This is a genomic window from Aminobacter sp. MSH1 (assembly GCF_003071665.1).
GTDB classification, from domain to species: Bacteria; Pseudomonadota; Alphaproteobacteria; order Rhizobiales; family Rhizobiaceae; genus Aminobacter; species Aminobacter niigataensis.
Window position 1 is genome coordinate 3,653,344 of record NZ_CP026265.1, and the last position, 20,764, is coordinate 3,674,107.

Annotated in this window: 20 protein-coding genes; 6 read left to right on the forward strand and 14 right to left on the reverse strand. The window is 61.9% G+C overall.

Translation table 11 applies throughout. The features are described from left to right. Positions 1-86 precede the first annotated feature (86 nt). The 9 genes from CO731_RS18100 to CO731_RS28775 all read right to left on the reverse strand — a co-directional run bounded on the left by CO731_RS18100 (position 87) and on the right by CO731_RS28775 (position 8,366). Positions 87-734, reverse strand: a complete 648-nt coding sequence (locus tag CO731_RS18100; RefSeq protein WP_108608209.1) for an OmpA family protein — start codon at positions 732-734, stop codon at positions 87-89. A gap of 134 nt (positions 735-868) precedes the next feature. After that, positions 869-1,237: a GFA family protein gene (locus CO731_RS18105; RefSeq protein ID WP_108609907.1), complete on the reverse strand. Its 369-nt coding sequence runs from the start codon at positions 1,235-1,237 to the stop codon at positions 869-871. A 99-nt stretch (positions 1,238-1,336) separates the two neighbouring features. Then, complete coding sequence (locus CO731_RS18110; RefSeq protein ID WP_108609908.1) at positions 1,337-1,669, reverse strand: hypothetical protein; 333 nt, start codon at positions 1,667-1,669, stop codon at positions 1,337-1,339. Positions 1,670-1,804: 135 nt separating this feature from the next. Further along, positions 1,805-2,936 (reverse strand): peptide chain release factor 2 gene (prfB, locus tag CO731_RS18115; protein ID WP_108608210.1). Its coding sequence is split into 2 segments (ribosomal slippage): positions 1,805-2,869 and positions 2,871-2,936, totalling 1,131 coding nucleotides; the frame shifts between segments, so codons are not numbered across the junction. 145 nt (positions 2,937-3,081) lie between these two features. Continuing rightward, the gene (locus CO731_RS18120) at positions 3,082-3,552 is read right to left on the reverse strand and encodes a VOC family protein (RefSeq protein WP_108609909.1); all 471 of its coding nucleotides are present in this window, start codon (positions 3,550-3,552) and stop codon (positions 3,082-3,084) included. A gap of 256 nt (positions 3,553-3,808) precedes the next feature. Beyond that, the gene (locus CO731_RS18125) at positions 3,809-6,262 is read right to left on the reverse strand and encodes a penicillin-binding protein 1A (RefSeq protein WP_108608211.1); all 2,454 of its coding nucleotides are present in this window, start codon (positions 6,260-6,262) and stop codon (positions 3,809-3,811) included. Beyond that, positions 6,259-6,423 carry a hypothetical protein gene (locus CO731_RS28770; protein WP_159091654.1) on the reverse strand — a complete coding sequence of 55 codons (165 nt, stop codon included), beginning with the start codon at positions 6,421-6,423 and terminating at the stop codon, positions 6,259-6,261. The genes CO731_RS18125 and CO731_RS28770 overlap by 4 nt, the downstream gene beginning before the upstream one ends. A 45-nt stretch (positions 6,424-6,468) precedes the next feature. Beyond that, entirely contained in the window at positions 6,469-7,743 is a 1,275-nt protein-coding gene (locus CO731_RS18130; protein WP_108608212.1) for an N-acetylmuramoyl-L-alanine amidase, read from the reverse strand. 461 nt (positions 7,744-8,204) lie between these two features. Then, entirely contained in the window at positions 8,205-8,366 is a 162-nt protein-coding gene (locus tag CO731_RS28775; protein WP_159091655.1) for a hypothetical protein, read from the reverse strand. A gap of 32 nt (positions 8,367-8,398) precedes the next feature. On the opposite strand from CO731_RS28775, the gene CO731_RS18135 reads away from it, so the two are divergent. Further along, positions 8,399-11,356 carry a ribonuclease E/G gene (locus tag CO731_RS18135; RefSeq protein ID WP_108608213.1) on the forward strand — a complete coding sequence of 986 codons (2,958 nt, stop codon included), beginning with the start codon at positions 8,399-8,401 and terminating at the stop codon, positions 11,354-11,356. A gap of 156 nt (positions 11,357-11,512) precedes the next feature. After that, positions 11,513-11,953 (forward strand): MucR family transcriptional regulator, encoded by a 441-nt coding sequence (locus CO731_RS18140; RefSeq protein ID WP_108608214.1) that lies wholly within the window; start codon positions 11,513-11,515, stop codon positions 11,951-11,953. 46 nt (positions 11,954-11,999) lie between these two features. On the opposite strand, the gene CO731_RS18145 is transcribed toward CO731_RS18140, so the two are convergent. Together CO731_RS18145 and CO731_RS29525 are read right to left on the reverse strand one after the other, a co-directional pair. After that, on the reverse strand, positions 12,000-12,290 hold the full coding sequence (locus tag CO731_RS18145; RefSeq protein WP_108608215.1) for a Dabb family protein: 291 nt from the start codon (positions 12,288-12,290) through the stop codon (positions 12,000-12,002). Positions 12,291-12,422: 132 nt separating this feature from the next. Next, positions 12,423-12,551, reverse strand: coding sequence for a hypothetical protein (locus tag CO731_RS29525; RefSeq protein ID WP_256371626.1), 129 nt, complete (start codon positions 12,549-12,551; stop codon positions 12,423-12,425). A 376-nt stretch (positions 12,552-12,927) separates the two neighbouring features. On the opposite strand from CO731_RS29525, the gene CO731_RS18150 reads away from it, so the two are divergent. Both CO731_RS18150 and CO731_RS28780 read left to right on the forward strand, forming a co-directional pair. Then, a complete protein-coding gene (locus CO731_RS18150; protein WP_108608216.1) occupies positions 12,928-14,181 on the forward strand; it encodes a cyclopropane-fatty-acyl-phospholipid synthase family protein in 1,254 nt (417 codons plus the stop codon). 405 nt (positions 14,182-14,586) lie between these two features. Beyond that, the gene (locus CO731_RS28780) at positions 14,587-14,733 is read left to right on the forward strand and encodes a hypothetical protein (protein WP_159091656.1); all 147 of its coding nucleotides are present in this window, start codon (positions 14,587-14,589) and stop codon (positions 14,731-14,733) included. A gap of 57 nt (positions 14,734-14,790) precedes the next feature. On the opposite strand, the gene CO731_RS18160 is transcribed toward CO731_RS28780, so the two are convergent. Together CO731_RS18160 and CO731_RS18165 are read right to left on the reverse strand one after the other, a co-directional pair. Next, positions 14,791-16,767, reverse strand: a complete 1,977-nt coding sequence (locus CO731_RS18160; protein ID WP_108608217.1) for a bifunctional 2',3'-cyclic-nucleotide 2'-phosphodiesterase/3'-nucleotidase — start codon at positions 16,765-16,767, stop codon at positions 14,791-14,793. Between the two features lie 173 nt (positions 16,768-16,940). Beyond that, entirely contained in the window at positions 16,941-17,414 is a 474-nt protein-coding gene (locus CO731_RS18165) for an Lrp/AsnC family transcriptional regulator (protein WP_108608218.1), read from the reverse strand. A 154-nt stretch (positions 17,415-17,568) separates the two neighbouring features. On the opposite strand from CO731_RS18165, the gene ald reads away from it, so the two are divergent. Together ald and CO731_RS18175 are read left to right on the forward strand one after the other, a co-directional pair. Beyond that, positions 17,569-18,684 carry an alanine dehydrogenase gene (ald, locus tag CO731_RS18170; protein ID WP_108608219.1) on the forward strand — a complete coding sequence of 372 codons (1,116 nt, stop codon included), beginning with the start codon at positions 17,569-17,571 and terminating at the stop codon, positions 18,682-18,684. A gap of 204 nt (positions 18,685-18,888) precedes the next feature. Beyond that, on the forward strand, positions 18,889-20,160 hold the full coding sequence (locus CO731_RS18175; protein ID WP_108608220.1) for an outer membrane beta-barrel protein: 1,272 nt from the start codon (positions 18,889-18,891) through the stop codon (positions 20,158-20,160). Positions 20,161-20,227: 67 nt separating this feature from the next. Here the strand turns inward: CO731_RS18175 and CO731_RS18180 are convergent, their stop codons facing one another. Further along, positions 20,228-20,719, reverse strand: a complete 492-nt coding sequence (locus tag CO731_RS18180) for a DUF1203 domain-containing protein (protein ID WP_108608221.1) — start codon at positions 20,717-20,719, stop codon at positions 20,228-20,230. Positions 20,720-20,764 lie beyond the last annotated feature (45 nt).

Genomic DNA, 20,764 nt, shown 5'->3' on the forward strand with positions numbered 1-20,764 from the left:
GGAACCTGGCTTTCGCAGAGGATGGCAGCTCAAATGAAAAACGGCCCGCAAGGGGCCGTTTTGTTGCTTGCTTGTCTGCTCGCCACTCAGGTGAGCGGCGACAGCTGGATTTCCACGCGGCGGTTCTGAGCGCGGCCTTCGGACGTAGCGTTGGACGCAATCGGTCGCGTCGCGCCGAAACCGGTGACGGCAAAGCGGCGCGAATCGACGCCCTGCGCACCGAGGTAGTTGGCAACCGACAACGCGCGACGCTGCGACAGGTCGAAATTGTGCTGGTCGCCACCGGTCGAGTCGGTGTGGCCGAACACGTCGACAGTGGTCTGGTTGAACTTCTTCAGCACCAGCGCAACCGAGTTGAGGGTGCCGTAGAAGCCCGCCTTCACGGCATCCTGGTCCGTGGCGAAGGTAATGTTCGACGGCATGTTCAGGATGATCTGGTCGCCGGCGCGGGTAACGCTGACGCCGGTGCCCTGAAGCTGGGCGCGGAGCTCCGATTCCTGCCTGTCCATGTAGCCGCCGGCAAGACCGCCAGCGAGTGCGCCGACACCGGCGCCGATCAGCGCGTTGCGGCGATCATTGCCGCCGGCCAGCAGGCCGAGGCCGGCACCGGCCAACGCACCAAGGCCCGCACCCGCAGCCGCGTTGGAAACCTTCTGATCACCCGTATAGGGGTCGGTGGTGCAGGCGCCGACGAACATGCTGCCAGCCAGCACCAAAATCACTGTCTTTTTCATAAGGATGTCCCTCTCCGTACCGCGAAACCCAATGGCGTTTCGCGCAAAGCCCTTCACCGGCCTTGTAGCATGAAATACGGCGAAAAACGGATCAGCGGAGCAACCGAGGCGCAAAGTCACAGACTATCGCCAGATCACCAGAGGTTCTTTCCGTCGATGACCACTACCTCGAGCTTATCGAGATCGAAGTCGTCGAACAGGCGAGCATTGACGCTGACCTTGGGGTTGTCGAAATCAGGCTCGCCGGTCGACCAGTCAGGTGTCTTGGTGAAGGTGCCGCAGCCGCAGATGGCGCAGAAGCCGTGCTTCACCGTCTTTGATCCCCACTCATAGACCGATACGTTTTCCGGTGGGCTGGTGAGCGTGAACTGCGCCGGCGTGTAGTAGGCCCACAACGAGCCGCGCTTGGAACAGAACGAACAGGTGCAGGCGGTGACAGTCTCCGGCGCCTCCGTCACTTCGAACGTCGTTGCCTTGCAATGGCAGCTTGCCTTGATGACCATGTCCATCTCCTCGCAGGTCAGCGTCGCGCCGCTTGGCGACGGCATACATTAGCCAGGGGCTCCTGACAGGCTAGCGTCAGGAGCAGGTGCGCTGGCGCCTCAATATGACCTCGACGGGACGAACAGGCATATGGTCCGGCTGTCATCGGCTCCGGCGACCGAACACCAATGGTACTGGCCATCCGGCGAATCGTGGATACGCGCATCCTGATAGGTGACAACCTCGCCGGTGCCTTCGATGACATAGCCTTGCGGGCGCTCGCTGATGGCCTTTTTCGGCACCTCGCGGCAGTCGTAGCCGGAGCAGCAGGCAAAAGGATAGGTCCAGCCTTTTGGAGCGTCGTGCGATGAGGCTGGTGGCGTGCTGAGCGAGATCAGCGCCAGCGCCGAAACAGCAAGCGCGCGCGGGCGGGGCTTTCCTGGGCACAACATGGCGTCTTCCCCTGAGATCACCTCCCAAGCGAAATCCTGCGCCCGCATGCTTAACGAAATGTTAGCCGGAATGTTCCGGGCATCGGCGCCCGGCCCCACTGTAGCGGCCGGGCTTGACGATGTCGGCTTTGCCGATCAGTCGAGGTCAGCGACAGCCTGCCCTGCCCCGCCTTCGATACGCTGCGACAGAGATGCTTCCATGAAGTCATCGAGATCGCCATCCAGCACATCGGAAGGGCTGGTGCTTTCGACCCCGGTGCGCAGATCCTTCACCAGCTGATAGGGCTGGAGAACGTAGGAGCGGATCTGGTGACCCCAGCCGATGTCGGTCTTGGCGGACTCTGTCGCGTTGGCAACGGCTTCGCGCTTTTTCAGCTCTTCCTCGTAGAGGCGTGAGCGCAGCATCTCCCAGGCCTTGGCCTTGTTCTTGTGCTGCGAACGCTCGGCCTGGCAGGCAACCGCGATGCCTGTCGCGATGTGCGTGATGCGCACCGCAGAGTCGGTGGTGTTGACGTGCTGGCCGCCGGCGCCCGAGGACCGGTAGGTGTCGATGCGGACATCGGATTCCGAGACGTCGATCTCGATCGAATCATCGACCACCGGATAGACCCAGACGCTGGAGAACGAGGTGTGCCGCCGCGCATTGCTGTCATAGGGCGAGATGCGGACCAGGCGATGGACACCCGATTCCGTCTTCAGCCATCCGTAGGCATTGTGGCCCTTGATGAGCAGCGTGGCCGACTTGATGCCGGCTTCTTCGCCGTCATGGACTTCCAGAACCTCGACCTTGAAGCGGCGACGCTCGGCCCAGCGCGTATACATGCGCAGCAGCATGTTCGCCCAGTCCTGGCTTTCGGTGCCGCCGGCGCCGGCGTGAACTTCGAGATAGGTGTCGTTCTGGTCGGCTTCGCCCGACAGCAGCGACTCGATCTGTCGTGCCCGGATTTCGCCCGACAGCGAACGGATAGCGGTCTCGGCCTCGCTGATGATATCAGCGTCGCCTTCTTCCTCGCCCATCTCGATCAGGCCGATATTGTCGTCGAGCGCCTGGCTCAGGCCCTTGATGGACTTGATGCTGTCGTCGAGCGACTGGCGCTCGCGCATCAGCTTCTGCGCTTCCTGAGGGTCGTTCCAGAGAGCAGCGTCTTCTGCCCTCATGTTCAGGTAATCAAGCCGCTTTACCGCCTGATCCCAGTCAAAGATGCCTCCTCAGCAGGCTTATGGCCTGCCTGATTTCGTCGACGATGTTCTGCGTTTCCGCGCGCATGGCAGTGTGCTTCTTCTTGTTGTTGGCGGCCTGGAAAGACCCTTGAATCGGCGCGGAACATAGGGTCGGGGCCTCCGCCTGTAAAGGGAAATGGGCGGACGCCGCGGCTCCCGCCCATCACGATCAGGGCCAGAGGCACCCTCACCTATCCCGCGTAAGCCTTTTCCAGCTTGGCGACCTCTATCCTGGTCATCTGCAACATTGCCTGCATCACCCTGCCCGCCTTGGCCGGATCGGGGTCTCCAAGCAGCCGCGGCAAGGCTTCGGGAACGATCTGCCAAGACAAGCCGAACCTGTCCTTCAACCAACCGCACTGGCCAGGCTGCCCGCCTTCCGACAACCTGTCCCAGAAATGATCGACCTCGGCCTGATCCTTGCAGTCGACAACCATCGAGATCGCTTCGGTGAACTTGAACATGGGACCGCCATTGAGTGCGGTGAAACGGGTCCCCTCAAGCTCGAACTCCGCAACCATGACACTGCCCACCGGACCGGGTCCAGCTTCTCCATAGCGTGTCACCTTGCCGACCTTGGCGTTCCTGAACACCGAGATGTAGAAATTGACCGCCTCTTCCGCCTGGTTGTCGAACCACAGGAACGGCGTGATCTTCTGCATCATTCTCTCCTCCTTTTTCAGAATTCGGATTGCCGTGGCAGTTTCCGTTGCAAGGACGTTCGAGCGGGCAAGTTTCCGACATGTGCGCAAAGCTCTAGCCACTCGGCTCGCCAATAACCAATAAGCTATATAACTGATAGGATATACGCAAGACGATAGAGCCTCCTGCGCGCAAACAAAAATGCGCGCGGCCGGGCCGCGCGCATCCTGAAAACTTGCTTTGGAGGCCGGCCTTTCGCCGACGTGGCTGTCCGGACTAATAGAGGCCGCCGCCACCTTCGCTGATGGCCTTGCTGGCCTGCGGCGAAAGCGCTTCGCCATAGCCGTTGCTGCCATCTTCGCCCATGCCGATGACCCAGTAGCTGTCGGCCGGGCCGGTGCCGGGCTTGAAGGCTTCCATGATGGTGCCGGGCGCGCCTTGGGCGGCCTGCATGCCGGTCTTGCGATCGATGGAGATCAGGGCCATGCCCTCGGGAACGACGAAGTCGACCTTGGGCGTGCCGTCGAGCGCCACCTTCATGAACTCCTTGAAGATAGGGGCCGCAAGGCCGCCGCCAGTGGTGCCCTTGCCCAGCGTCTGCGGCTTGTCGAAGCCGAGATAGAGCCCGACGACGAGGTTCGGCGTATAGCCGACAAACCAGGCATCCTTCTCGTCATTGGTGGTGCCGGTCTTGCCGGCCATCGGGCGGCCGAGTTCGAGCAGGGTCGTTGCCGTGCCGCGCAGGACGACGCCTTCCATCATCGATGTAATCTGATAGGCGGTCATCGGGTCGAGCACCTGCTCGGAATTGTCGACTAGTTCCGGCTCCGGCTGGTTGGCCCAGTCGGCGGCAACGCAACCTTCGCAGCCGCGCTCGTCGTGCTTGAACACAGTCTTGCCGTAGCGATCCTGTATGCGGTCGATCAGCGACGGCTTGATCTGCCGGCCGCCATTGGCCATCACGGCGTAGGCCGAGACCATGCGCATGACGGTGGTTTCGCCCGAGCCCAGCGACATGGCGAGCACCGGCAGCATCTTGTCATAGACGCCAAAGCGCTCGGCATACTCGGCGACCGTCTTCATGCCCATGTCGTTGGCGAGACGGACGGTCATTAGGTTGCGCGAGCGCTCGATGCCGGCGCGCAGCGTCGACGGACCAGCCGCCTTGCCGTCATAGTTTTTGGGCGACCAGCTCGTGCTGCCGGTCTGGATGGTGATCGGGCCGTCCATGATGACCGAAGCGGGGGTGTAGCCATTGTCGAGTGCTGCCGCATAGACGAACGGCTTGAACGCAGAACCAGGCTGGCGCATCGCCTGGGTGGCGCGGTTGAACTCGGACTGCGCATAAGAGAAGCCACCGACCATGGCGAGCACGCGGCCGGTATGCGGGTCCATCGCGACGAGGCCGCCCGATACCTCTGGCACCTGGCGCAGCGCATAGCTGTCGCTGCCTTGGTTCTTTTCGACATAGACGACGTCGCCGGGCTTGAGCACGTCGGCGGGCGAATTTGCCTTCACGCGCTTGCCGTCGACGACGTGACGCATGGCAAAGCTCATGTCTTCCGCAGACACGGTGCTGCGCTCGCGGTCCTTAGAGAGTGCGCCGGAAACCTCGCGCTTGGGCTGCAGGCCGATATCGAGCCCCGCCTTGGAGCTGTCGAGCACCACTGCAAGGCGCCATTCGGGGACGTCGTCGAGGCTCTTGACCTCGCCCAGCGCCGTGCCCCAATCGCTGGAAATGTCGATGCTCTTGACCGGGCCGCGGTAGCCGCGCAGGCGATCGTATTTTTCCAGGCCCGACTGCATGGCCCTGCGCGCCATCACCTGAAGCTTCGGATCAAGCGTGGTGCGCACCGACAGGCCGCCCTCGTAGAGCGCGTCCTGGCCATAGCGGGCGATCAGTTCGCGGCGCACTTCCTCGGTGAAGTACTCGCCAGCGAAAACATAGGTGCCGACGCGGCGGGGCGTAACGCCAAGCGGCGAGGCTTTCGCCTTTTCGCCCTCTTCGCGCGACACGTAGCCATTGCCGACCATCTGGTCGATGACCCAGTTGCGGCGCTCGATCGCCCGGTCGGTGAACCTGAACGGATGATAGTTGGACGGGCCCTTGGGAAGCGACGCCAGATACGCCGCTTCGGCGACCGTCAGCTCGTTGACCGACTTGTCGTAGTAAGTCAGCGCTGCACCGGCGATGCCATAAGCACCAAGGCCGAAGAAGATCTCGTTGAGATAAAGCTCGAGAATGCGATCCTTCGAGTAGGCCTGCTCGATGCGGAAGGCCAGGATCATTTCCTTGATCTTGCGCTCGTATGTCTGATCGGAGCTCAGCAGGAAGTTCTTGGCGACCTGCTGGGTAATCGTCGAGGCGCCGACCTGGCGGCGGCCGGAGCCCAAATTCTGGAAATTGGTCAGCACGGCGCGGCCGAGGCCGGTCACGTCGATGCCGGGGTGGTTGTAGAAATTCTTGTCCTCTGCCGACAGGAATGCCGCCTTGACGCGGTCGGGCACCGCCTGGATCGGTAGATAGAGCCGGCGCTCGCGCGCGAACTCGCCCATCAGCGCGCCATCGGAGGCGTGGATGCGGGTGGTCACCGGCGGCTCGTATTTGGCGAGCACCTCGTAGTCCGGCAGTTCCTTGTTGACCTGGCCAAGATAGATCGCCACACCCGCCGCAACGACGAGCGCAAGCGTCGTGCCGATGCCGAAGAAATAGCCGATAAGACGAATCATGCCCGCTCCAGTACAAGGTTCGGGGATTCCCTAAACCAACCCGCCATCACCGCAAGCCGCAGGTACTGTCCCGATCCGTAATCGGCCACCCATGTCGCGCGGTTGTGGGCAAAATACGGCAACAGCCGGCATGCGCCAAAGATTCCGGCCAGAACGGCCATAATTGCCTCGGTAGTTGCCACTCCGCAACGCCAAATTGCGGGCCGTCAGCCGCCGGTGCTGCTTCCACGCCCGGCAACGAAAGCAGCGACAGCCTTGGAAATACTGCTTGCGGCCTTCTCGCGCCAATCTGCGCTGCGCAGTTGCTCCTCGTCCTCGGGATTCGAGAGATAGCCGAGTTCGACCAGCACCGACGGCACGTCGGGGGCCTTGAGCACCCTGAAGCCTGCAGAACGATGTGGATTGTTGATCATGCCGACCGTCGGCGACAGCTCGCCGACCAGCGAGCGGGCAAATCGTGTCGAAAAGCCATGCGTTTCGCGCCGGATGAGATCGACAAGAATGTCGGAGACTTCGTGATTTTCTTCAGCGACGTCGACGCCGGCCAGTTGATCAGAAAGGTTTTCGCGATCGGCGAGCGCCTGGGCGTCGGCATCGGATGCCTTGTCCGAGACGGTATAGACGGTCGCGCCGCGAATGCCCTTCAGGCGGATGGTGTCGGCGTGGATCGAAATGAACAGGTCCGCCTCGGCCTGGCGAGCGATGCGAACGCGATCGTCGAGCCGCAGGAAGTCGTCACCCTCGCGCGTCAGCACCACTTTGTAGGCACCGTTCGCCGCCAGCTTGGCCTTCAATTCCTGGGCGAAAGCGAGCGTAACCGATTTTTCGACCGTCCCGTTCAGGCCTTCCGCACCACCGTCGATACCGCCGTGTCCGGGGTCGAGGACGATGGTGAACGGCCGGTCGCCGCGGTGGGCGATCTTGCCGACGCGGTCGCTCTTGGGCGTGGACACCGTCGAGCCTGTCGTTTCGGCCTGGGCAGCAAGTGCTGCGTCGAACTCCCGTTCAGAGGCAGCGCCGATGTCCGCTACCATACGGTAGCCAGAGCCATTCTCATTCCTGAGGATGTCGACTTTTTCGACGTTGAACGGCCCCTTCGACGTTACGATCAGCCGCGAGGCGCCCTCGCCCGACGTGCCATAGCGTACGCCCTTGATCAGGCCGCGGGGCTTGAGTTCCTTTGCATCCAGCGCCAGTGACGTATCTGGGAGATCGACGACCAGACGATGCGGCCCCCGCAACAAGAACCACCTCGGCTCCGGCTCGCGGTCGAAATTCATCACGATGCGCATATGAGTCGCGTCGCCTGCCATCTTGTAGTCGAGCGTCTTGATCGCATCGGCGGCAGAAGCCGGCTGGGATTGAAAGCCCACGACAGCCGAAAATAACGCCAGCACCAAAAGCAGCGCACGGCAAATTGCGCCCCTGGGCTGACTGCCCCCGATCGGGAAGCTCGTGCCAGTCAATGCCGCAGGCCCCATCTCTCGTCTTGCCGCTCCAAAAGCAGGCGCGCAAAGGCTGCACGCCGAAGCCAGTCGCGGGGCAAAATAGGCCGCCCCTTCGATTAACGACTGGTAACCAGAGAAGGTTAACCGAGTCTTTGCGGAAATGCTCCCCTGCTGGCTGTCGCACCCGCCTTTGCCGGCGTCGGAAATCAGGGTTGCGCTCAACCTCGCCAAATCATAAAAGCGACATTGGATCACTGCAATCCTGGGCCCGCGCCCTCAGCGCCTTCCGCTAGGGAACCACGCGACGAGCGATGGCTCAACTCGCAAAAGAGAAACGATTTCAGTGATCGCGACGAGATTCGCAGGCGCGGCCCGTGGCGGGGTAGCGACTGCGTGAGAAAAACGGCCGGACATTCATCCCGCGCCGGCTCTGTAAGAGCAAAGTAGCTGGTCCGGATTCCCCGGGCTTAGGTTTGAAACAAGGTTCCGCAAGGTCACGCATTGGCCACAGACGCAATCATGGACAGGTCCGCAAATAACCGCGCCATCACGGCTGCGGGCGGCACCGTCATGGCGTTTTGGCTGCGACCGGCGGGCGCAAAATTATCCGGCACCCCTTCATCAGCAAACTCACGGCGGCGGACGAGTTCCCGCAAGCCGCGGCTGACGGCTGCCGGGAGGACAAATAATGCCCAACAAGATGCTGATAGACGCCTCCCACCCGGAGGAAACACGGGTTGTCGTAGTTCGCGGTAACCGCATTGAAGAATTTGATTTCGAATCACAGGACAAAAAGCAGCTCAAAGGAAATATCTACCTCGCCCGCGTAACGCGGGTTGAACCGTCCCTTCAGGCTGCCTTTGTCGAATATGGCGGGAACCGTCACGGTTTCCTCGCCTTCAGCGAAATCCATCCCGACTATTACCAGATCCCGGTTGCCGATCGGCAGGCGCTGCTGCGCGCCGAGGCGGAAGAAGCCGAGGACGAGGAAGACGAAGAGAACGAAGGCGACGAGAGCAAGGGCCAGGACCGCAACCGCGGACGCCGCCGCCGCCGCGGTGGCAAGAACCGTGGCCGCAATGGCGACGAGCAGAAGCCCGAAGGAGCCGGCGACGACGAGGGCTCCCATTCGGAGGACGACGGCGAGCCTATCGCTGCCGCATCCGACGACGACGGCGATTCGATTGCCACAAGCGAATCTGCGGAGACGCACAGCGACGAATCGGAAACGGCAGCCGACGATTCGGACGAGCGTGAGCCGACATCGATCGCCGCGTCGTTCGACGCCGATGTGGTATCCGAACGGGTGCCTGAACCGACCGTCACCGAAAACGAAAACGGCGGCGTGATCGAGGAAGTTCACTCGTCCCATCACGACGACCATGAAGTCGAGTCGGTCGGCGCGGAAGACGCCCTCGAAGAGGTGCGCAATCGCCGCAAGCCGGTTCGCCGCCACTACAAGATCCAGGAAGTCATCAAGCGCCGCCAGATTCTTCTGGTCCAGGTGGTCAAGGAAGAGCGCGGCAACAAGGGTGCAGCGCTCACGACCTATCTGTCGCTGGCCGGCCGCTATTCGGTGCTGATGCCCAATACGGCGCGCGGCGGTGGCATTTCACGCAAGATCACCAATGCCCAGGACCGCAAGCGCCTGAAGGAAGTGGTTGCCGATCTGGAAGTGCCGAAGGGCATGGGCGTCATCCTGCGCACCGCAGGTGAAAGCCGTACCAAGGCCGAGATCAAGCGCGACTACGAATATCTGATGCGCCTGTGGGAGAACGTCCGCAGCCTGACGCTGCAGTCGACGGCACCCGCACTGGTCTATGAGGAAGGCAGCCTGATCAAGCGATCGGTGCGCGACCTCTACAACAAGGACATCGACGAGGTTCTCGTCGCCGGCGAAGACGGCTACCGAGAGGCCAAGGACTTCATGCGCATGCTGATGCCCAGCCATGCCAAGGTCGTCCAGCCTTACCGCGACATCACGCCGATCTTCGTGCGTAGCGGCATCGAATCGCAGCTCGAACGGATGGTCCAGCCACAGGTGACGCTGAAGTCGGGTGGCTACATCATCATCAACCAGACCGAGGCGCTGGTTGCCATCGACGTCAACTCCGGGCGCTCCACCAAGGAACACTCGATCGAGGAGACGGCACTTCACACCAACCTTGAAGCCGCCGAGGAAGTCGCGCGCCAGCTCAGGCTGCGAGACCTTGCCGGCCTGATCGTCATCGACTTCATCGACATGGAGGAGAACCGCAACAACCGTGCGGTCGAGAAGAAGCTCAAGGATTGCCTGAAGAACGACCGCGCCCGTATCCAGGTCGGCCGGATCTCGCATTTCGGCCTGATGGAGATGTCGCGCCAGCGCATCCGCGCCAGCGTGCTGGAATCGACGATGAAGCCCTGCCCGCATTGCGGCGGTACCGGCCATGTGCGTTCGGACTCCTCGGTGGCACTCCAGGTCGTGCGCGCCATCGAAGAATTCCTGCTCAAGGATTCGCGCAGCCACATCACCGTCAAGACGCCTGCGGCGACCGCACTCTACGTGCTCAACCACAAGCGCTCCACGCTGGTGGACCTCGAAGCCCGCTTCGGCGTGACGATCACGATCGAGGCCGACGACAGCGTCGGCTCGCAGAACCATGCCATCTTCCGCGGCGCCATCGCCGAGAAGCCGGCGAGCTTCAGCTTGCCGGTGATCGCGCCGGCCTATGAAGAGCCGGAAGAGGTCGAAGACGAGATCGTCGCCGAAGAGGAAGAAGAGGCAACAGCCGTCGCCGCCGCCGAAGTGCAGCCGGCCCGCGCAGCCCAGCCAGCAGGCGAAGGCGAACAGCACGACCGCAAGCGGCGCAAGCGCCGGCGTCGTCGCGGCGGCCGCGACCGCGAGCATGGCGCACCGCACGACGCAGCCACCGTCGCCTCGGAAGCCGACGCCTCCGAGGATGAGGAGGCCGGTTCCGATGCCGAGATCGAGAGCGGTGCGGAAGTGGAAGTCGCTTCTGAAGCAACAAGCGCAGACGCTGCCGCGACCGATGAGGCCGCGGCCAAGAAGCGCCGGCGCGGCAAGCGCGGCGGCAAGCGCAACCGCAAGGAGGACGACGAGCTCTCGGCAGAAGGCGACGAACAGCCAGCATCCGAAGATGCGGTTGTCGAGCCCAGCGTAAACGAAGCGCCGGTCGCCGAAGCCGCAGCAGTCGCAGCTGTGGCTGAAGAACCGGAAGCCGCCGCCGAAGCCAAGCCGAAAAAGGCACCGCGCCGTTCGGCCAAGGCCAAGAAGGCGGAGGCCGAGGCAATCGAGGCGCCGGCAACTGAGCCGGTTGCAGAAGCTGTGGCGGCTGAAATTGCCGTAGATGCGGCAGCTCCCGAGTCCGAAGCCAAGCCGGCGAAGAAACCAGCGAAGCCCCGTGCGCCGCGCCGCAAGGCTGCCGCTGCTCCAGCCGAGCAAGAGGTGATTGCCGCTGAAGCCGAGCAAGAGGCGGTTGCCGCTCCGGCCGAGCAAGAGGTTGTTGCCAAGGCAGTTGCTGCACGTCCGACGAAGGCGCCGGCCGCACCGGTAGTCACTTCGGCAGTCGATGCCGAGGACGACGCTTCGAGCGAAGCCAAGCCGAAAAAAGGTGGCTGGTGGCAGCGCAAAGGTTTCTTTTGATCGGCTAATATAAAAACCCCGACCAGCACATCGTTGGTCGGGGTCACTATTTATTTAGATTATTTTGCTTGCCGTCCGACACTGTTTGCACCGATATACAACCCAGCGTTCGAATAGACTCATACTTTGCTTTAATACTGCCCGGAGAGACGGCCGATGACGAGTGACAGCAAGATCGACATCCTAGGACTGACTGCGCATATCGTCAGCGCTTATGTAGAGAACAACAAGGTTCCCGCCACCGGGTTGCCGGAACTGATCGCCAGCGTCAACGCATCGATCCTGGCGCTCAACCAGCCTGTCGAAGCGCCGGTCGAGGTGCAACAGCCTGCCGTGAACCCCAAGCGTTCGGTCCTCCCCGACTACATCGTCTGCCTGGAGGACGGGAAGAAGTTCAAGTCGTTGAAGCGCCATCTTGCGGTCCACTTCGGACTGACGCCGGAGGAATATCGCGCCAAGTGGGGCTTGCCTGCCGACTATCCTATGGTAGCGCCGAACTATGCTGCCGCGCGTTCGGCACTGGCAAAGTCCCTTGGTCTTGGACGCAAGGCAGCCGCAGTTCCGGCCAAGGCACGCGGCCGCGCCAAAAAGGCTTGATTTCCGAACTCTAAAAAGCGCTCCGGGCTGCACCGGGGCGCTTTGATCACGACGCGGCGACGACGTCCGCCGAATAGCGCAGCTCGCGCATCGGGCGCACACGCTGCGTGGTCCTGTCGTAGAGCGGATGCGCCTTGTAGGCTGCAAGTGCCGCCTGGTCGGCGAACTCTGCATAAACGACGATGTCGATCTCGTCACAAAGCGGATCGACCTTCGTATTGACCGTCACTTCGAAAACGGTGGAATGCGGAATTCCGCCGAGCGCCGACAACTCCTCGCGGATCGTCTCGACGTCCTGTTTCTGCCGCGCACTGAAGAACACGATGTGCCGGATCAAGCGACAATTCCTTCTGCTGCTTTGCTGGCGCCTTTTGGGTCGGCTTTCGACCGGCGTCAATCCGGCAAAGTGTTGCGGGCCGCAAAACAACGCAGCCTGACAGGCGCCTCATGGCGATTCGCGCAGCGATGCTCAGCCGGTGACCATCCGCACCACGCGATGTACCTCCGTCACAGTCGTGCCGATCGCGTTGCCGTGGTTGTAGAAAACGTCCCAGACCAGGAACAAGGCGCCGCACATTATCACGATCACATAGCGCATCGTGTGCCCTCCCCGAGGCTCAGCAGCCTCCGGAATGATGATAGTTCGCCCTCAATCCGTCGTGAAGCGTTAGGCCGCGCTAATACGCAAGTTTCCGGCAGCACCTAGGCCTGTCAGTCCTCGTCGGACGTCTTCCTCCCCTGGCACATAAGCGCTTGCCAGATGTCACTTGAAGTTCGCGCTTTTGGCGGTGAAGATCACGGCGGGAATTTACCGTGGCGCGCGAAAGTCTTGGCGGAAGCAGGTCAAGTCTACCGCAATGCCAAGCGGGCGGCGCGACCGGCAACGCGTCATCCGTCAGACAGCGCGTCCAACGGACACGCCTGGACACGAGCCCGAAGGCGCCGGCACGGGCAGCAGAGCTTGGGACGTCGAGATGGCCCAGAGGATACCGGACGAATCAATCGAGCGTGGAGTAACGCGGCTCCACGAAGGCAATATCAGGGATGTAGCGCGTGGCCTGCCGGCGCGGGTACGCATGGCACTGTCGGCCGCACTGCATCTGCCACGCGGCACGCTCACGGTTAGGATGCCTGACGGCCGTGCCATCCTGATTGGCGGCAAGGCACCCGGACCGGAAGCCGAGATCGTGCTGCACAATTGGAACCTGCCGGCACGGGCCTTCAGCGGCGGCACGATCGGTGTCGCCGAATCCTACATGGACGGTGATTGGGAGAGCCCGGACGTCACCAGCTTCCTGGAATTGTTCGTGGTCAACACAGAGGCGGGAGAAGGTGTTGCCGGCACCAACTGGCTGCTCACGACCATCCAGAGGATACGGCACTGGCTCAACGAGAACACCCGCACCGGCTCGAAACGCAACATTTCCGCCCACTACGACCTCGGCAATGCCTTCTACAGCCAGTGGCTCGACCCAACGATGACCTATTCCTCGGGCCTCTATGCCACAGGTGCCAACGATCTGGCCGGCGCGCAGACCGAAAAATATCGGGCACTGGCACGCGACACGGGCATCGGCCCCAACGACCACGTGCTCGAGATCGGCAGCGGCTGGGGCGGCTTCGCCGAGTTTGCAGCGCGCGAAATCGGCTGCAAGGTGACAGGCCTGACGATCAGCAGCGAGCAATTCGACTTCGCCAGCAAGCGCATCCACGATGCCGGATTGGCCGAAAAAGTCGACTTCAAGCTGCAGGACTATCGCGACGAAACCGGCGCCTACGACCGTATCGCCTCGATCGAGATGTTCGAGGCGGTCGGCGAAAAATACTGGCCTGCCTTCTTCGCCAAGATGAAGCAGTGCCTGCCATCGGGCGGCACCGCTGGGCTGCAGATCATCACCATCAACGAGGCGGCTTATCCGCTTTACCGCAAGCGGCCCGATTTCATCCAGCGCTACGTCTTTCCCGGTGGCATGCTGCCGACACCTACGCTGTTGAAGTCGCTGGGGGCCGAGCACGGGCTCGACTATCTGCGCGAACGCGTCTTTCCGCAGGATTATGCCAGGACACTTGCCGAATGGCGGGGCCGCTTCTGGTCGTCTTGGGAGCGCATCGTGCCTCTCGGCTTCGACGAGCGGTTCAAGAAGCTTTGGGAGTTTTATCTCCATTATTGCGAGGCCGGATTCCGAGCCGAATATATCGACGTCAGGCAGGTGGTCTACAAAGCGTAGGTGCAAAGCGGCGACCTGTGCTGTTCACCTTTGCCTGGGTCTCGATTCGTCAGGGGTTGCTTTGCTTATTCGGCGCAAGCATCTGCGATACTTTTCCTGCTGCCTGTCTTCGCTCTCGGTATATCCGAGACCTCCGATTAATTCTTGAAATAGTCTTCAATTCGCGCATTTCCGCCGTGAAAATGCCTGTTCGCTCCTCAGTATCATTGCCTCGGTCGAGGCAACGGAGGGACTTCCTGGCATGCGCAAGCGAAATATTTTTTTGCTCCTGGCCGTAACGGCCACTGGAGCCATCTACCTCAACAACACGTCGCTGCTCTCGGGCCGAGCAGCCGGAAAGCCTGTAGTGCTGGCCCATCGCGGTTTGTCACAAGAGTTCGACAGTGCCGGCCTGGAGCGCGACACGTGCACCGCCGAGCGTATCCGTCCGGCTTCTCGGAAGGCATGAACGACCCCGAGTTGATCGACGCACTACCCGCGGGCTATTCCGGCGGCATCTCGACCGACGCGCTCGACATGATCGCTCCGGCCCTCCAACGGCGGGCGCTCTGAATTCACAAAAACAAGGGCAGCTGGATCGCTCCAGCCGCCCTCCCGATCCGCCAAATCTCAAAGCGTGATGCGGTACTTGGCAAAGCCGTCCGCGCCCTCGCCTGCCGGCTCGATCTTGACCGCCTTGACCTCTGCGAGGTGATCCTTGGCCTTGGGTCCGGTCTCGAAGATTACCGATGCCCCCTCGACAGGCGCGAACGACCAGTTGGAATCGGCCGAGGGGTTGATCGTGCCCTGGTCGACAATGTAGCGCACGATCACGTCGCGGTTGGTGTCGGGCGCCTCGAACACCAGCTTCGACGCGTTGATCTCAGGGAAATTGCCGCCGCCGCCGGCCCGGTAGTTGTTCGAGGCGACGACGAATTTTGCAGCCGGATCAATCGGCTTGCCGTCAAACATCAGGTCGACGATGCGGTTCGAAGCGGCATTCAGGACAGCCCCCTTGGGGTCGTATTTCGGCGGCTGCGCCAGGTCGATCTTGTAAGTCACACCGTCGATGACGTCGAAATTGTAGGACGGGAAGTCGAGATTGATCAGCACCTGGTCGGCCTTGCCTGGCGTGACCTGATTGAAGATGCCGGCCGACATCTCCAGCCATTCCTTGACCTGGGCGCCGGTGATCGACACCGCCTGCACGGTATTGGGGTAGAGATAGAGGTCGGCGACGTTCTTGATCGCAACGTCGCCAACCGGCACGTCGGTGTAATAATCCGGCCCGCCTCGTCCGCCAGACTTGAAGGGTGCCGCCGCCGATAGCACCGGCAGGTCCTTGTGCTCGGTCTCCTTCAGCATGTCCTTGATGTACCAGACCTGCGCCTGGCTCACGATCTGCACCGAAGGATCGTCGGCGACGAGAGCAAAGTAGGAGTATAGGGGCGCCGAGGTCTTGCCAACCGGCGTCCGCACATAGGCGAGCGTCGCCTCATGCTCTTCCTTGGCCGCAGCCTCCACCTCCGCATTGCTCTCGACGGTCGGCACCATCTTCTTGTCGACGCGCTTGGCGATCGGGCGCGCCTCACTGGTCGAGCTCACGACCTTCCAGGCGTTGCCATCGCGCTCGATCAGCAGGTCGATCAGGCCGAGATGCGAGCCCCAGAAGCCGCCCATGACGCCGGGCTTGCCGTTGATCGTGCCCTTGGCATTGTCGAGCCCCTCGACGCCGTCGAACTTCGGCCCGGGGAAATCGAGGTGGCTATGGCCGGTGACGATGGCATCGATACCATCGACGCCGGCGAGCAGGATCGAGGCATTTTCGAGGTTTTCCGCGGCTTGCGGCGTGCCCATGCCGGAATGCGAAAGCGCCACGATGATCTCGGCCCCTTCCTCTTTCATCTGCGGCACCCAGGCCTCGGCCGCCTTGACGATGTCGCGGGTCATCGCCTTGCCGTTGAGATGCCGGGAATCCCAGGTCATCACCTGCGGCGGCACGAAGCCGATCAGGCCGATGCGTATCGGGTGCTCGGCGCCGGCGCCGTCCTTCACCTTCTTGTCCAGGATCACGTAAGGCTTGAGGAACAGCACGTCCTTGGCGGCATCGGCGGCGAGTTGGCCCTTGGTCAGGTTGGCGCAGACGACGGGGAAGTTCGCCCCAGCCAGCACCTTGAACATGTAGTCTAGGCCGTAGTTGAATTCGTGGTTGCCGAGGGTCGAGCAATCATAGCCCAGCGCATTCATCGCCTTGATGATGGGATGGACGTCGCCATCCTTCATGCCGCGCTGATAGGCCATGTAGTCGCCCATCGGATTGCCCTGAAGGAAGTCGCCATTGTCGACCAGGATCGAGTTGCTGGCTTCGGCGCGGATGGCATCGATGATCGATGCGGTGCGCGCGACGCCCATCGTGTCGTTCGGCTTGTCGGCGTAGTAGTCGTAGGGAAACACGTGGACGTGCAGATCGGTGGTTTCCATGATGCGCAAATGCGCCTGGTTGGCCTGGGCGCGCGCCGAGAATGGGTGCAACATCACAAGCGCGCTCGCCGCGGCGGAACCCGCCAGAAAGGAACGGCGAGATATGGGGTGAAGCATGTTGGACATTTTCATTCTCCAGGGAAATGAACTGACAGTATTTAGCCGGCGTCCGAAAGATCAAATCTTGCGCCAAAATTCGCCCGAGTCCAGCCGAGTCGCGTGACAGCCCCGCGACAAGCTTCGGGAAATGGATTGAGCCAGCCGATTCCGGCGCTTCGGCCGACTGCCGCTCCAACCCGTCAGGCCAGGTCCGGCCGGATGCCCATGACGGTGCGGTCGACGATCTCGCGCAGGGCGAAGGACGAGTTGATCTTGGTGACGTGCGGCATCGCCGACAGCCATTCCTTGTGAATACGCTCATAGTCCGGCAGGTCGCGGGCAGCGATGCGCAGGATGTAATCGTATTCGCCGGACATCAGATGGCAGGACAGGATATTGGGGCAGCGCTTCACCGCCACCTCGAAATCCGACAGCGTCTTTTCGAATTGCCCGGACAGCGAAATATGCACGATCACCGTCATCTGGTGACCGAGGGCCGTGTTGGAAAGCCGAGCGTGATAACCGGCGATGACGCCCGACTTTTCGAGGTTATCGAGGCGACGGGAACAGGCGGATTGCGAGAGGCCGACCTTCTCGGCAAGCGCAGCATTGGGCAGGCGCCCATCCTTCTGCAAGGCATCCAGAATGGCGATATCGATCCTGTCCAACGGCATTTTTCGAATTTCCTTCGAGAATGATGCCTATTTATGCAAGGATTATCGATCTCAACCTTTACGCGCAACTCATTTCGCAAACATATTCGGAACGATTCGTGATTGACTTCGTCAATAAAGAACAAGGGCCGAAACGGCTGCGGAGGAGCATAAAATGCGCGTAGGTTGTCCGAAGGAAATCAAAAACCACGAGTACCGCGTCGGGCTCACTCCCGGCTCGGTACGTGAGTATGTCGCTCACGGCCACGAAGTGCTGGTCGAGACCGGCGCCGGTGCAGGCATCGGCGCCGACGACAATGCCTACCGCGCCGCAGGCGCCCAGATCGCCAAGACCGCCGAGGAAGTGTTCACGCGCTCCGACATGATCGTCAAGGTCAAGGAGCCACAGCCGCATGAATGGGTGCAACTGCGCGACAGCCAGATCCTCTACACCTATCTCCACCTCGCGCCGGATCCGGATCAGACCAAAGGCCTGATGGCCTCCGGCGTGACTGCGGTTGCCTATGAAACGGTCACCGACGAGCGTGGCGGCCTGCCGCTGCTGGCGCCGATGTCGGAAGTCGCCGGGCGACTGGCGATCCAGGCGGGAGCGACAGCGCTGCAAAAAGCCTATGGCGGTCGCGGCGTGCTGCTCGGAGGCGTGCCCGGTGTGCTTCCGGGCAAGGTCGCGGTCATCGGCGGGGGCGTGGTCGGCCTTCATGCCGCGCGCATGGCCGCCGGTCTCGGCGCCGACGTCAGCATCATCGACCGATCGATCCCGCGCCTGCGCCAGCTCGACGACATTTTCGGCGGACGTGTCCACACGCGCTATTCTACGGTCGAAGCGCTCGAGGAAGAGTGCTTCTCGGCCGATCTCATCATCGGTGCGGTGCTCATTCCCGGTGCCGCCGCGCCAAAGCTGGTCAGCCGCGAAATGCTGTCGGGCATGAAGAAGGGTGCAGTCCTCGTCGATGTCGCCATCGACCAGGGTGGCTGCTTCGAGACCTCGCATGCGACCACCCATGCCGACCCGACCTACGAGGTCGACGGCATCATCCATTACTGCGTCGCCAACATGCCGGGGGCGGTGCCCGTGACTTCGGCCCACGCGCTCAACAACGCCACGCTGCACTATGGCCTGGCGCTCGCCGACCGCGGGCTCAAGGCCATTGCTGACGAGCCGCATCTGCGAAACGGGTTGAACATCCACCGCGGCCGGATCACCAACCGCGCGGTCGCCGAAGCGCTCGGCTACGAGGTGACTGAAGCAAAGTCGGCACTGGCCGCGTGATTCGCCAGGAGTAGTCCGTCGGGCCCGCTCCATTGGTGCGGCGGGCTCAACTTGCTTTCGAGTTCGCCTATCTTCGCTCGACTTTGCCTATTCAATGCGAATTCTCGGGTGCACCACTCGCTAATCTCTCAGTGTGACAAATTAGTTGCAGCATAGACAGCCCCAACGTGCCATATAGCCGATTATTGGTAGTGGGGTAATGTAATGCACTTTGGAAAGACTTTCGCAGCACTCCTGCTGGGGGCTGCTTCGGCTGCTGCAATCAACTCGGCATCGCATGCTGCGGATGCAGTGTCGGCAGAATCGCCGGCGGCCTTCAACTGGAGCGGCATCTATGTCGGCTTCGGCGGCGGTGTCGGGGCGGTCAAGCATGGCCTGGAAATTTCTGGAGCTCCGTTCAGCTTGCCTGATGTTGGAGGCGGTGGCGTCTTTGGCGAAGTGACCGTCGGCTACGACTACATGCTCTCAGAGCGCGTCCTGATCGGCGCCTTCGCGGACGCACGATTCGGCAACATCGGTCTTTCGATGGAGCAAGGCGGGGACGAAGCCAAGATCACCAACAACTATGGCTTCGACGTCGGCGCGCGAGCAGGTTACCTGCTGACGCCCACCACGCTGGGCTATGTGCTTGGCGGCTATAGCTGGCAGCATATCGACGCGGATCTCCCCGGCGCCCCGGCAGGCTTCGACCTTGACAGCGACCGTGACGGATATGTCCTCGGTTTGGGTGTGGAGACGGCGATTGCCGCCAACTGGACCCTGAAGAGCGAGTACCGCTACGCCAACTACGGCACCGAACCGTTCATTGGAGTCGGAGGCCTTGATGCCGAGACATCCACTCACACTTTCAGCATCGGCGCCAACTACCGCCTCGGCGCCCACAATGGTGGCAGCGCCTCGTTCTCCGCACCGGCCTATAGTTGGACCGGATTCTATGTCGGTGGTGCCCTGGGCGCAGGCGCCATTGCTGACGAGATCCACATCGGCGGCGGCGAGTTCAACGGCTTCGGCGGCGACGGCATCTTCGGCGAACTCAGCGTCGGCTACGACCACGAGTTCAACGACACCTGGGTCGCAGGTATCCAGATCGGTGGCCGCTACTCCGGCATGACCACGGTCCTGCAAGAGGATCCATCCGGAAGCTACAAGGGCAAGGCGGACTATGGGTTCGACGTGCTCGCACGCGTCGGTACGAAACTCAACGAATCGACCCTCGCTTATGTGCTCGGCGGCTACAGCCGGCAGCATGTGAAGGAAGAGATGTCCGGCGGCGGCCTCACCGACAGCTTCGATTGGAGCGTCGACGGCTTCTCAGTCGGTGGCGGTCTCGAAACCGCAGTGTCCAGCAACGTCGCCGTGAACCTGGAGTACCGCTACTCCAAGTTTGAGGGCCAGGACTACGGCAGCGGCGGCGTCTACGAGACGGTGCCGGTTTTCCACACTGTCCGCGTCGGCGCCAAGTACAAGTTCAACTAAGCGCGTTCGCCATCATGATCCGAAGCCCGTCGCAGCAATGCGGCGGGCTTTTTTTCATGGCACTCGGTCAGGCATCTGCGTCGAATGTGCCTACCAACTCGATCCGGCATTGATAACAATTGTTGCGTGCAGAGCGCATGTGGACATAGGCGACGTCCGGCTGCGCAAGCAATTCAGCGGCCTTGCCGACGATCTCGGGCGTCGGCGTCACCGCGCCGGTGCCGTAGACGATGCGATCGTCGACACCATAGCCGCGCAGGATGTAGTCACGCGTCCGGATGAAAAGCTCCGGCAATTCGTCGGCCTCTTCTGCCCGCGTACACGCCTCGGCATGCAGGAAGATCGGGCCGGTTTCGGCATAGGGCTGCAACTCGGGGAACGGCCGGTAGGCAAGCACGAGATAGGCCTCGCCCTCACCCACATTGCTGAGGCAATGGCGGCACGGCACGCCGTCGCCGTCCGAAATCTTGCGTTCGGGTTTCATGCCATATGCATCGGGCGCGCCACGCTGAAGCGCGCGCACCGCATCGGTAGGAAGAGCCTGGAAACGGATGGTCATGGCGGCAATCCTCGTTGGACATCGGCCGCAACCTATGGTGCCTAA